This is a genomic window from Collinsella sp. UBA1693, from assembly GCF_002320115.1.
Taxonomy (GTDB): domain Bacteria; phylum Actinomycetota; class Coriobacteriia; order Coriobacteriales; family Coriobacteriaceae; genus Collinsella; species Collinsella tanakaei.
Map to the genome: position 1 here is coordinate 189,982 of NZ_DCJT01000002.1, position 12,889 is coordinate 202,870.

11 protein-coding genes are annotated in these 12,889 nt (G+C 60.6%); 8 read left to right on the forward strand and 3 right to left on the reverse strand.

Annotated features, from left to right (window positions below):
- Nucleotides 1-97 precede the first annotated feature (97 nt).
- Nucleotides 98-1,345 carry a cysteine desulfurase family protein gene (locus tag B3H65_RS01930; RefSeq protein ID WP_286683906.1) on the reverse strand — a complete coding sequence of 416 codons (1,248 nt, stop codon included), beginning with the start codon at nucleotides 1,343-1,345 and terminating at the stop codon, nucleotides 98-100.
- 53 nt (nucleotides 1,346-1,398) lie between these two features.
- The gene (locus B3H65_RS01935; protein ID WP_286683907.1) at nucleotides 1,399-1,860 is read right to left on the reverse strand and encodes a hypothetical protein; all 462 of its coding nucleotides are present in this window, start codon (nucleotides 1,858-1,860) and stop codon (nucleotides 1,399-1,401) included.
- 316 nt (nucleotides 1,861-2,176) lie between these two features.
- On the opposite strand from B3H65_RS01935, the gene B3H65_RS01940 reads away from it, so the two are divergent.
- Complete coding sequence (locus B3H65_RS01940) at nucleotides 2,177-2,611, forward strand: Hsp20 family protein (protein ID WP_009142047.1); 435 nt, start codon at nucleotides 2,177-2,179, stop codon at nucleotides 2,609-2,611.
- 513 nt (nucleotides 2,612-3,124) lie between these two features.
- On the opposite strand, the gene B3H65_RS01945 is transcribed toward B3H65_RS01940, so the two are convergent.
- Nucleotides 3,125-4,063, reverse strand: coding sequence for an MBL fold metallo-hydrolase (locus B3H65_RS01945; RefSeq protein WP_286683908.1), 939 nt, complete (start codon nucleotides 4,061-4,063; stop codon nucleotides 3,125-3,127).
- Nucleotides 4,064-4,111: 48 nt separating this feature from the next.
- Here B3H65_RS01945 and tilS point away from each other — a divergent pair, with 48 nt between their 5' ends.
- The 7 genes from tilS (at nucleotide 4,112) to B3H65_RS01980 (ending at nucleotide 12,624) form a co-directional block, all read left to right on the forward strand.
- Nucleotides 4,112-5,662, forward strand: coding sequence for a tRNA lysidine(34) synthetase TilS (gene tilS, locus B3H65_RS01950; protein ID WP_286683909.1), 1,551 nt, complete (start codon nucleotides 4,112-4,114; stop codon nucleotides 5,660-5,662).
- Between the two features lie 174 nt (nucleotides 5,663-5,836).
- A complete protein-coding gene (gene hpt / locus B3H65_RS01955) occupies nucleotides 5,837-6,385 on the forward strand; it encodes a hypoxanthine phosphoribosyltransferase (protein ID WP_009142050.1) in 549 nt (182 codons plus the stop codon).
- A gap of 1 nt (nucleotide 6,386) precedes the next feature.
- On the forward strand, nucleotides 6,387-8,720 hold the full coding sequence (ftsH, locus tag B3H65_RS01960) for an ATP-dependent zinc metalloprotease FtsH (RefSeq protein WP_286683910.1): 2,334 nt from the start codon (nucleotides 6,387-6,389) through the stop codon (nucleotides 8,718-8,720).
- A 123-nt stretch (nucleotides 8,721-8,843) separates the two neighbouring features.
- A complete protein-coding gene (locus B3H65_RS01965; RefSeq protein ID WP_286683911.1) occupies nucleotides 8,844-9,668 on the forward strand; it encodes a hypothetical protein in 825 nt (274 codons plus the stop codon).
- Nucleotides 9,669-9,695: 27 nt separating this feature from the next.
- Nucleotides 9,696-10,877, forward strand: a complete 1,182-nt coding sequence (locus B3H65_RS01970; RefSeq protein ID WP_286683912.1) for a pyridoxal phosphate-dependent aminotransferase — start codon at nucleotides 9,696-9,698, stop codon at nucleotides 10,875-10,877.
- A gap of 157 nt (nucleotides 10,878-11,034) precedes the next feature.
- A complete protein-coding gene (locus B3H65_RS01975) occupies nucleotides 11,035-11,856 on the forward strand; it encodes a phosphatase (protein ID WP_286683913.1) in 822 nt (273 codons plus the stop codon).
- A 171-nt stretch (nucleotides 11,857-12,027) separates the two neighbouring features.
- Entirely contained in the window at nucleotides 12,028-12,624 is a 597-nt protein-coding gene (locus tag B3H65_RS01980) for an FmdE family protein (RefSeq protein ID WP_286683914.1), read from the forward strand.
- The last annotated feature ends 265 nt before the right edge of the window (nucleotides 12,625-12,889 follow it).

The following is a 12,889-nucleotide window of genomic DNA, read 5'->3' on the forward strand; positions in this document are numbered from 1 at the left end:
CTAGCTGGCGCGATGTAACGCGATAATCAAGAGGGGTCCATCAGCGATGGTGGACCCTTCTTTTGTGCGTAGTCTTGAGACGCTGGCGGGTAGATGCTTAATAGCGCGCGCAGGAACCCGTGATGCCGCTCATGAGGCGCGCGCGTTCAATCGCTGCGGGAACACGGTCTTTAAGAAGGTCGAGGTCTTCGCGCGTGATGTCATCAGCAAGCGAAAGGCGCAGCGCACCCTTTGCTCGCAGGGGGTCGATGCCCATGGCGGTGAGGACATGCGAGGGGGCGGTCGATCCGGTTGAGCACGCGGACCCGGTTGCGGCGGCGACGCCTGCGCGGTCGAGAAGGACTACCAACAACTCGCCGTCAACGCCCTCGCAGGTGAACGATGCGATAGAGGGGAGCCTGCGGTCGGGGTCGCCGGTGGGATGAACGTCTGTGCAGGAGGCGCATATATGGTCGATGAGCTCGTCTCTCATAGAGGCGATGCGCTGCGAAGGACCATCGTCCACATGGTCGAGTGAGTCCACCTGCTGCTGAAGCGCGGCCACCATCCCCACGATGCCCGCTAGGTTCTCCGTACCCGCGCGTTCGCCGCGTTCTTGCGCCCCGCCGGCGATGAGTGGCGGGATGGAGAAGCCCTCTCGCAGGTAGAGGGCGCCAACGCCGCGGGGGCCGTGGAACTTGTGGGCAGAAAGGGAGAGCGCGTCGACGGCGAGGTCCGCAACGTTAACGGGTACATGGCCCACTGCCTGGACCGCGTCGGTATGGAAGGGCACGCCATGCGCGTGGGCTATGCGGGCGAGGTCGGCGATGGGTTCGAGGGTGCCTACCTCGTTGTTGGCGAGCATGATGGAGACAAGCGCGGTCGCGCCGGAATCCATGCCCGCTGCGTTTTCATTGTGGGCGAGGGCTTGTTCAAGATCTGCGGGTTGAACTCGTCCGCATGCATCAACGGGTAGATAGGTAACGCCCACGCCCTCGCGCTCGAGCGCCTCGCAGCAATGAAGGATAGCGTGGTGTTCGATGGCGCTGGTGATCACGCGAGGCGTCACGTTCGGGCCGTTTATGTCGCGGAATCGCCGGACCGCTCCGCGTAGGATCCAGTTGTCAGACTCCGAGCCGCCGCTGGTGAAGTACATCTCCTCTGGGTGCGCCGCGCCCAGCAGTGCCGCCAAGTGCTCGCGTGCGTCCGCCAGTGCGCGAGCTGCTGTGCTCGCAACGCGATGAATGCCACTGGGATTGCCAAACTCGCTGGTAAGGTAGGGCATCATGGCATCGAGGGCGACGGGTGAGAGCGGTGTGGTCGCCGCGTTATCGGCATAGATGTAGGGGTGGGCGTCTTGCGCCATGATGGGGCCTCCTTGATGGCGGGCGTTATGGAGTTGTGGCTAGCATACGCGATTTAGCGCAGGAAAAAGAACCAGACAAGGCCGAGAATGGCTGCGAGGAGCAGCAAGGCTAGCAAGACGGCTTTGGCATGGCGGTGCTGCTTCTCATAGCGAGACTTGAAGATAGTCTTGCCGGGCTTTGGGGTGGAGAGATAGCGCGCCGAATGCTGCAAGCTGCGGTGAGTTCCGGGCTGGATGGTTTGCATGGGGTGGGCGGGACGAGGGGCGGCGTTGTGAGCATCGGGCTGCTGGCCTGCGTTTTGGGAGCGCTGGTGTTCGCGCGCCATGGCGCGTTCGCGAGCTTGCTCTTGGGGAGTGAGCGGGAGGTATTGCGGGTCGGAAGAGGCGACGCCCATATGACGGCGGCTGCCGCGCGGTGCCTCTGCGCGGAATGCGTTGGGGGAGGGGGCGGCATCGCGCCTCATGGGCACGTTGGCCGCCGTGGTCGTGCCGGGTTTTTCTGCGCTCCGGCTCATCTGCGCTCTATCCTGTTCGACCATGTGTTCCTTCAGTCGATTACGAATAGATAGATTGTACGCTGTTCGGTCATCCCGTGGCGCCGCGGCAGCGAGCGGACGACGCTCTCCACAGCAGCCCCGCATCGTTTGATGGAGGCGCCAAATCGGTAGTAGCTTAAACCTTAGTCATACACACTTAGATTTGATGACTATGTGACGCTTAAAAAATCTTTCTAGATACGTTTAAGCTTTGGCGGCGCGGGAATAACAACAGCGTCAACGAAGTCCAGCGTCCCCACAGGTGGGACGTGGCATTACTAAGGAGTGACCAGGTATGGCTAGCATGGTTCCGTATCGTTCTGTTTTTGGTGTTCGTCCCGTTGTCCCCGCTTCGCTCTTTGACGCGTTCGATGACATGATGGATATCGCGAGCTCGCCGCTGGCGTCCAAGGCGTTCCCTATCGACGTTGAGGATAAGGGCGATGCTTATGAGGTGAAGGCGTACCTCACCGGCGTCAGCAAAGACGACATTGACGTCGAGCTCAACGAGGGCCGTCTCTCCATTTCCGTCAACGTCGAGGAGAAGGAAGAGGACAAGGATAAGAACTTCCTGCAGAAGGAGTTTGTGTCCTATTCCGCCACGCGCGGCGTGTATCTGAAGGATGCCGCCTGCGAGGGCTTGACTGCTCGCTACGCTGATGGCGTGCTGACGGTTGGCGTGCCCAAGTTTGTAGAAAAGAAGAACGTCACCAAGGTGGCGATCGATTAGCGTATTGCCGCGCGTGTGGTATTCGCGGTTGCGAAATACGCCTAATGGGGAGGCGACCCGGGTGGGTTGCCTCCCCATTTTTATGGCGAGAGGCGTTATACATTTCATTTTCTAGAAAGCTGGGCTTTCTCTATTGGTGTATTCACGAGAATAGTGCCCGAAAAAACCGTCCCGAGTCGTCGTGGTCAATGAGTGCCACGAGGTGGGTAAAGAGGCTTCCGGAAGCGGGCGTTTGGAGGGGAATTGATAGCCGAGAGGCCGTCTGCATGCCCGAGGAGGGACTTTGAGGGTCAATTGGCGCGCATTCAACGGGACGATAAATGCGAATATGTAATCTATCTAACGATTGTTTCCCGCTAGACTGAGCGCGCGAGCACGATGTGCGGAGCATTTTGGCCAATAGCGCTTGATATGGAAATGTATAAAGAAATTGATCCCCGCCTGAAGCGTTTCAATTGCCATCCCAAATAGGTACGACCTTATAAGGCCTTCCGGCGAGCTTCGTTATCGCTCCTACAACAGGGAAAAGGGCCGGTTTTGCCCGGCCGCGCGGACGTGTAGGCACTCGCCGCGGTCTCGCTCAAGGGTGGCGGAAGAACCAAGCTCGTTATCAAGCTGTGCCCCGACCGCATGGGCTAGAGCGCGGACGGCCAGGCTGGGGCGGTTGTTCTCCTGGGAAATATGCATGGCTACCAGCGACTGCGTGTTTTCATTAATCAGCTTTGTCGCGACATCGGCGGCCTGCTCGTTTGAGAGGTGGCCGTAGTCAGAGAGGATGCGGTCCTGCAGCTGGCGCGGGTAGGGACCGCATCGCAGCATGGATACGTCGTGGTTGCTTTCAAGCGCAAGGATGCGCGATCCGTGCAGCAGTGAGATGGCGTCCTGGCCTAACACGCCGGTGTCGGTAACAAAGCCAATGGAATCGGCTGCGGAGATTCCAGCGCTGTTTACTGCGGAGCGGGTGCCGATGCTATCCAGGGAAAACGTCATGCCACATGGGTTGGTAACATCGTGCGAGGTCGAAAAGGTCTGCACGCGGACGCCCGCGATAACAAGCTCGTCGCCGGGATCGAATTCTTCCGCGTCGATATCCTTAAGGCTGGCCCGTGCCGCCATGGTGCCGCGCCCGGCGAAGACTGGAGTGGAAAAGGCGCGAGTCCACACGCCCACGCCCTTAACATGGTCGCTGTGCTCATGCGTGATGATGAGGGCGTGGACGTTGCGCTCGCTAAGTCCCAGTTGGTGCATGCGGCCCAGCGCTTCACGGCGGGAAAATCCGTTATCGATCATGATGAGGCCCTGCGGCCCCTCGATAAGGGCGCAGCTGCCTTTGGAGCCGCTTCCCAGGATGTGCAGGTGCAGCCGTGCGGGCGCCGGCGCGCCGGCGCTACAGCCATTGGCGTTTTGCTTAAGGGTGCTAGCACCTGCGTTGATTGTTTCGAGCGGTTCCATATGGCTCCCAATGGATACAATGACAACTGGATTCAAGGAGGAGGATGTATGCCCACGGTCGCACAACATTATCTGTCGCATCGCCCGCAGGGGGCGCCGCTTGCCTCTGTTGGCGCCGAGGAGCTCAATGCTCCCGTGGTGCTCATGGTATCAGGCGGTGCGGACTCAACTGCGCTGTTGCTTATGGCCTGCACATCGAAACTGGATGTGGCAGATGGCCGCGGCCGAGCTCGCATCGCGCGGGAGCGCCTGCATGTGCTGCACGTCAACCATCATCTGCGCGGCGACGCGTCGGATGGGGACGAGGCGTTTGTGCGTGACCTTTGCGCGCGCTACGGCCTTCCCCTTTGCGTGGAGCATGCAACATTCACCCAGCTCGATGGGCTAAACTTAGAGGCTGCCGCCCGCGAGGTGCGCTACGCCGCCGCCCGCCGCTACGTACGCGATCTGTCCCGAGAGGCCGGGACACCTCGCTCGGCTGCAAGGATTCTGACAGCGCATACAGCGAGCGACCGCACGGAGACCTTCTTTATGAACGCGATCAAGGGATCGGGGCCGGCGGGCCTCTCCAGCATTCCGCGCCGCCGCAACATCATCGTCCGCCCCCTTATCGATATGATGCATGCGGATTTGGTCCATTACCTCCAGGTGGTCGGTCAGCCATGGCGCGAGGACGAGTCGAACAGCGATACGTCGTATCTGCGAAATTTCATTCGCCATAAGGTGGTTCCGGTGGCGGCCCAGCGCAACGGGAATCTTGAAAAGACGGTGGGCGCCGCGTGCGACATTTTAGGGGACGAGGATGCGTTCATGTCCCAGTTGGCGTCCCAGGCGTTTAGGTCTTGCGTGCGTAGGCAGCAAGACGGGCTGGTGGTGCTGGATGCGCGCAGGGTTGCCGCCAGCGAGATCGCGATCGCCCGCCGCATAGTGCGACTTGCCGTCAAGATGGTCGATCCAGAGGTGCGGTTGGAGATGCGTCACGTCGAGAGCGTTCTTGCTCGCGTGGGCGCGGGCGAGGGGTCGCTCACGTTGCCGGGCGGCATCGATGCTCGCATGGAATTTGGCGCGCTCTCGTTTAGGACCGCATCTGCGCGCGAGGAGCTTGTCGCCACGTGGCTGCACGTGCCCGGCATGATTCCCACTGCGAACGAGAGCATTCTGGAGGCGTCTTTGGTGCGCGTTCTCTCCGGCGAGGACCCGCTCGCTATGGCGCGCGATATAGATGGCGGGTCACACCGGCGCGCGGTGCTGCTTGATGCCGAGTCTTTGGGTTATGCGGCGCGCGATTTGGAGATGGCGTGTTGCGACAAGGCATCGTCCAGAAATGCGGCGGACGGACGAGGTCCCAGGCTTTGGGTTGATTCCGCTGTTCCAGGCGACATCATGTGTCCGCTGGGAATGCATGGGCGCACCAAAAAGGTATCGGATATCTTGGGCGCGGCGCGCATCCCAGTGGCTGAGCGCTCCTTGGTACCCGTGGTCCGCACGGCCCCGGCGGGCACGATCGTGTGGGTGGCGGGCGTTCGTTTGGACGAGCGTTTTAAGTGCACGCCTGCAACGCGCTTCGCGATCAAGCTCGAGATGCGCCGGGTGGTGTAGCGCGGGGCTTGTGTTGCATGGTTTCAAAAGACGCCATTGCGCCACACTGAGGGGTGCAAAAGAGAACTATGCTGGTAAAATGAACTATTCGCGTAACCACGGCGCCCCCGTGTTCGGGTGTCCGCAAAAGTGGGTACGCGGTAAGCACGCGCAGCTACCAAAGAAAGGGTTGTCATGGAAGCAATGCATCCGGATGTCGATAGGGTCCTGTTCAGCAAAGAGGACATCGCTGATATGGTCAAGCGCATGGGCGCTCAGATCAGCAAGGATTACGAGGGCAAGGACCTGGTTCTCATCGCGGTTCTGCGCGGCGCCGTGGTTTTCATGGGCGATTTGATGCGCGCCATCGACTGCCCGCTCGCCATCGACTTCATGGCCGTTTCCAGCTATGGCGACGGCGCCAAGTCTTCGGGCATCGTGCGCATCGTCAAGGATCTGGATATCGACATCAAGGGACGCGACGTCCTGATCGTCGAGGATATCCTGGACTCTGGCCTCACGCTCAAGTACCTCATGAAGAACCTTTCCAGTCGCCACCCCGCCTCCCTTGAGGTCGCTACCTTCCTGTGGAAGGACGTCGAGGGCCGCACCACGGCGATTGATCCCAAGTATGTAGGAACGCACTGCCCCGACGAGTTTGTTGTGGGTTACGGTCTCGACTTTGCCGAGCGCTATCGCAACCTTCCCTATGTGGGCGTGCTCAAGCCGGAGGTTTACGCCTAGGATGTCGTTCAAACACAACTACATCGCCGCTCCTTCCGTTGCCCTCCTTGCCGAGGGCAACGGCTCAAAGAGGGACGAGAACAACAAGACTAACCCCGCGCCGCAGCGGGGCAACCAGCGGGAAAAGGCTCCCAACCAGGGCCTTTCCAAAGACGATGATTTGATGGGTCGCTTTGACCGCATGTTCCTTGGCGAGAAGCCCGGTGGCGCGGGTTCAGGCGGACCCAAGCGCCCGGGGCGCGGCCCGTCGCGTACTAATTGGCTCTATATGCTGCTGATGTGCGCCCTGCTTGCCTACGTGTTCTTCAACATGGGCAACGCCATGGGTGGAGGCGGTAAGCCGAGCGAGCTCGCTACCAGCGACTTTGTAAGCGCCGTCAAGGACGACCGCGTGGCGAGCGCCACGTATACGGTGGTTGACGGCACGGTGAACGGCACCTATTGGACCTCTGAAAAAGAGGTTGGCGACAAAGACAAGCTCGAGGAGTTCTCGTCCACATACGTTGGATCGGATTCCCTGGCCGAGCTTATGGCCAAGCACCCGGAGACCACGTATGTGGTGGACACGCACGACCCGGATGCGCTTATGAACATGCTGCTGGGCCTGCTTCCCACGGTGGTCCTGGTCTTCCTTATGTTCTATTTCATGAGGCAGATGATGGGCGCCAACAACAAGGCCATGCAGTTTGGCAAGACCAACGCCAAGACCAACGAGGCCACGCGGCCCAAGGTGAAGTTCAAGGACGTTGCCGGCATCGATGAGGCGGTCGAAGAGCTTGAGGAGATCCGCGACTTCCTGAGCGAGCCGGAGCGATTCCGCAAGTTGGGCGCCAAGATTCCGCGCGGCGTGCTGCTGGTTGGCCCTCCGGGTACCGGTAAGACGCTGCTTGCCAAAGCGGTTGCCGGCGAGGCGGGCGTACCGTTCTTTAGCATTTCCGGTTCGGACTTTGTCGAAATGTTTGTGGGCGTGGGCGCAAGCCGTGTGCGCGACCTGTTTGCCGAGGCCAAGGCGCAGTCGCCCTCGATTATCTTTATCGATGAGATCGACGCCGTTGGTCGCCAGCGCGGCGCTGGTTTGGGCGGCGGTCATGACGAGCGCGAGCAGACCCTGAACCAGCTACTGGTTGAGATGGATGGTTTTGAGGAGACCGAGTCGGTCATCTTGATCGCCGCCACCAACCGCCCCGACATCCTTGACCCCGCCCTGCTGCGTCCCGGACGCTTCGATCGCCAGATCACCGTGGACCGCCCCGACGTTAAGGGCCGCGAGCAGATCCTGCGCGTCCATGCGGAGAACAAGCCGTTGGACGAGGACGTGCGCTTTGATAAGCTCGCCCAGCTTACCGTGGGCTTTACCGGCGCCGACTTGGCGAACCTGCTGAACGAGGCCGCGCTGCTTGCGGCGCGCCGCCGCCGTTCGCTGGTTTCTATGGACGAGATTGAAGAGTCGATGGAGCGCGTCATCGCCGGTCCGGAGCGCAAGGCGCGCGTGATGAGCCAGAAGGAGCGCACCACCATCGCCTATCACGAGAGCGGTCACGCCCTTGTTGGTCATGTGCTGGACAACGCCGATCCCGTGCACAAGATCTCGATCATCAGCCGCGGTCAGGCGCTTGGCTACACGCTGCAGCTTCCTAGCGAGGACCACTTCTTGAAGACCAAGAACGAGATGCTTGACGAGCTCGCGGTCTTCTTGGGCGGTCGCGTGGCCGAGGAGCTGATGTGCGACGACATCACCTCCGGCGCGAGCAACGATCTTGAGCGCGCCACCAAGATGGCCCGCGAAATGGTTACCCGCTTGGGCATGAGCACGGAGCTTGGCACCATGGTCTTTGGCGAGGCCCAGCATCAGGTGTTCCTGGGTCGCGACTACGCCGACCACCAGGACTACTCCGAGGAGACGGCCCGTCGCATCGATGTCGAGGTCCAGCGCATCATGCGCGAAGCCCATGAGCGAGCGGAGAAGATCCTCGCCGCCCGCCGCGACCAGCTGGACCTGATGGCCCAGGTGCTGCTTGAGCGCGAGACGGTCGAGGGCGATGCCGTGACGGCCCTGCTTGATAACGAGTGGGATGCCTACCTTGAGCGCGAGGGAGATATCAAGGCCGCCAAGGAGGAGCGTAACGCCCGTGCCGCCGGTAAGCCCGCACCCCGTCGCCGCCCCCGTCAGAGCGACGAGGAGATCGCGGCGGACGCTGCGGCTTTCGCGGAGGCGGCTGTTGCGGCCGAGCTTGAGCACGAGGCCGAGGAGGCTCGCGACCAGAGCGAGCGCGCCGTAGAGAATATGGCCGCCGTCGATGCGACCGATGACGTTGAGAAGACGGATCGCGCGTAGCGGTGAAAAATAATACTTCCCCCTATGCGGGGCAATCAGAGCGGGTTCGCAGATGTGGACCCGCTTTTGCTATATTGAGGGAGTCTCTATGGTGGGGCGCTTGTACTGAAGGGAAGGGGCCGCATGGCTGGATTTATCTCTCGCGCTAAGGAGACCATGCGCAGCAAGCGCGCGGAGCAGCCTGTGGTCTTTGTGCTGTACTTTGTGTTGCGCGCGCTGGTGCTTGTCACACTTGTTCGCTCGGCGTTTTTGGGTCACTACGAGCACATGATGCTGTGCGTGCTTACCCTGGTGCTATTGTTGGTGCCATCGCTGATCGAGCACACACTGGACATCGAGCTGCCAGACTTGCTTGAGTCGATCATCTTGCTGTTCATCTTTGCGGCGGAGATTTTGGGCGAGATCGACGCGTTCTACATTCGCATTCCGTTTTGGGATACCATCCTGCACACCACGTGGGGGTTCCTGTGCGCGGGTATTGGCTTTGCGTTGTTCGATATTCTCAATCGTAGCGACTCGTCCAAAATCAAATTGACGCCTCTGTATATGGCCGTATCCGCAGTGGCGTTCTCTATGTGCATTGGCGCGTGCTGGGAGATCTTTGAGTACCTGGCTGACTCCTTCATTGGCGTGGACATGCAGAAGGACACGCTGGTGCAGACCATCAACACGGTGTGGCTCGACCCTACCAACTCCAACGTCACCATACCGGTGCGCGATATCGTCTCAACTCAGATTACGCTGGCGTCCGGCGAGGTTATCCAGATTCCCGGCGGTTACCTGGACATTGGCATCCACGATTCCATGGCGGATCTTATTGTCAACCTTATTGGCGCGCTGGTGTTTGCCGTCATTGGATTCGCCTACGTTAAGACGCGCGACAGCAACTCGTTAGCAGCGCGTTTCATTCCGCGGGTTCGCGGATCGCGCGACCGCAAACAGGTATGATTTTTCCCGTATGCGAAAGGGGGAATCATGATCAACCAGACCATGTACCAGCGCGGCGCCGAAAGCTCGGTGATCCGCGAGATCTTTACCTATGCTTGCGAGCGCAAAGAGCAGATTGGTGCCCAGAACGTATTTGACTTTAGCCTGGGCAACCCGTCTGTTCCGGCGCCCGCCGCCGTGCGCGATTCCATTGAGGGCTCTTTGACTCAACTTACCAGCGAGCAGCTTCACGGTTATACGCCTGCCCCCGGCCTGCCGGCCACGCGCGCGGCCGTCGCGGCATCGCTCAACCGCCGTTTTGGAACTGCGTATGCGGCTAAGGACGTCTTTATGACCGTGGGCGCTGCGGCGTCTGTTTCCTGCTCGCTTCACGCTCTGGTGAATCCGGGCGAGGAGGTCATTGTGATCGCCCCGTTCTTTCCCGAGTACCGCGTGTGGATTGAAAACGCCGGCGCTGTCTGCCGCGAGGTCCTGGCGGATCAGGAGACCTTCCAGATCGACGTAGCGGCCGTGCGCGACGCGATTACCCCCAATACCGCGGCGGTCATTATCGACTCGCCCAACAACCCCACCGGCGCCGTCTACACCCGTGAGAACCTGGAGGCGCTCGCCATGGCGCTGTCCCAGGCTAACGGCGCGCGTGAGCAGCCTATCTTTTTGATTTCGGACGAGCCGTACCGCGAGGTGGTGTACGGCGCGGAGGTTCCCTGGGTTCCGTCCATCTACGAGCATACGGTGGTGTGCTATTCCTACTCAAAGTCGCTCTCGTTGCCGGGCGAGCGCGTTGGCTGGATCTTGGTGCCAAACACTATGCCGCTGGCGGATCAGATTATGCCTGCTGTCGCCGGCGCCGCCCGCTGCCTTGGCTTTGTTTGCGCACCGGCCCTGTTCCAGCGCGTTGTGACGGACTGCGTGGACGAGCCGGCAGACGTTGAGGCCTACGCGCGCAACCGCGAGACCCTCACCCGCGCGCTTACCGAGTACGGCTACACCTACGTTGAGCCGGACGGCGCGTTCTACTTGTGGGTTCGCGCGCTCGAGGACGACGCGGAGGCCTTCTGCGAGCGTGCGCGCACGTTTGAGCTGCTGCCCGTTCCGTCTAATAGCTTTGGTGTTCCGGGCTGGATTCGCATTGGCTACTGCGTGAGCCATGAGACCATCGAGCGCTCCCTGCCCGCGTGGAAGGCCCTGGCGGATACATACAAATAGACCGCATGCCTGCGGTAGCGCAGTGAAGCGCGGGAGATCTTGAATCAAGGTTCCCGCGCTTTTTTGGTGCTTGGCCGCCGCTTGGCTTTGGGGCTGCATCTGCTTTGAGCATGTGCCGACTATGAGATAAGGTATCAAGGGTGAAGAAGGAGGAAGAATGCCCTACCAGATAACGTGCGACATCCATACCCATACGTTGTTTTCGCGCCATGCGTACTCGACCATTATGGAAAACCTGGTAGCCGCGCGCGATGCGGGCCTGCAGGTGCTGGGGTCTGCCGATCACTTTAGCGACATGCTTTTTACCCAGCAGGACATCCGCAACTTCCAGTATTTTCTCAACGTGGACGTCTGGCCGCGTAAAAAGGATGGCGTGGTGCTGCTCCGCGGCGCAGAGGCTGACATCGTGTCGCTTGACGGACATCTGTTTGGAATGGATATCCCGTGCCACCACAGTATCGCCGATACCAAGGGCGAGCCTACGGCCAACCTCTTTAAGCGCGTGACGGGTGGGTTGGATTACATTGTCGCCAGCGTGCACAGCCGCGCGTTTGCCAAAGGCGCAACCATAGAGCAGGCCACGCAGATGTATCTCAACGTGTTGGCGCAGCCCAAGGTGTTCGTGTTGGGGCATGTGGGCCGGGCGGGCGTGCCGTTTGACTTGGATGCCGTGCTTACCGCCGCGCGCGATTCCCATAAGCTGATCGAGATCAACGAGCACAGCTTAGAGGTTGATCGGTCCGGCAAGATCACCCAGTCCTGCCGCGATATCGCCCGACGCTGCGCGGATCTGGGCGTTGGCATCACGGTTTCGACCGACGCGCACATCTCTTCCGATATCGGCCGTTTCTCACAAGCGACCGCTATGTTGGAGGAGATAGGTTTTCCGCAGGAGCTCATTGCGAACCGCAGTGCCGAATCCCTGCTCGAGCACATGGCCCTCGCAGGTGTCTGCGACCTGCGCGCCCTGCTCAATTAATGTTTGGACGAGAATAAAGAGGGTTTCGCCCCAAGCGGCGCTCGCGTATTATCAAGGGGTTTAACAAGTGTTTTAACAGCAGGCGGTCAGCGGCGCTTGGCGGTTGCAACCGATTGACTGCAACCGTCACCGACGCTGCCCCTGCTGCCGTTTGCGAAAGGACTCGTCCAAATGCTCAAGCGAACCCTGCAAGAAGACCTCGACCGCGCCGTGGCCTTTCACGGTCATCTGTGCGGAGGCCAGATGATTGGCACCCGCATGGCCCGCCTTGCGCTGGAGTACTTCCACATTGAGGATGCGGACACGTATCGCGACCTTATCGCATTTGTGGAATGCGACCGCTGCCTGGCAGACGCCGTGGTGTCCGTCGCTCACTGCCACCTGGGCAAGCGCCGCCTCAAGTGGTATGACTACGGCATCATGTCGGCGAGCTTCTACGATATCGCCAGCGGCAAGGCCATTCGCGTCTCCCAGCGTCAAGACGTTCCCCGCTGCCCTAAGGGCGAGGACGTGGTTGCGTTTTTCAATCAGTTCAGCGATACCGAGCTGTTTCACGTGCACGAGGTCGAGCTGCCCGACTTCATGGAGTACGACCTGCCGGGCAAGCCCCGCAAAACCCAGATCTGCGAGACGTGCGGCGAGCGCGTGCATGACGGTCGCGGTATCGAGAAGGATGGCCACGTGTACTGCAAGCGCTGCGCCGGCGAGCACGTCTACTACGTAGAGGGCGCCGAGCTTACCGCCGAGCAGATCGCCGCGGGCGTGTAGCCGCACTATTTCCAAACTAGCCATACGGTTTGCAAGCGAGCGGTCGCGGCGTCGGCGCGGCCCCTCTTCGAACCGCACTAACGCATTATTTGACCAAACCTCCGCACTAACTCATTTTTTTGACACGCCCGTCCTCCGGGCCGCCTTCCCATCTGCCATCCCGTACTGCCCTCCGCCCTGCCTTCTCGCACGCCGCTCACACACGCCGCCCGCACGCCTCGCCCCCGCAAGCCGCCTTGCACTGCGAAACCTTATGAAAATGTAA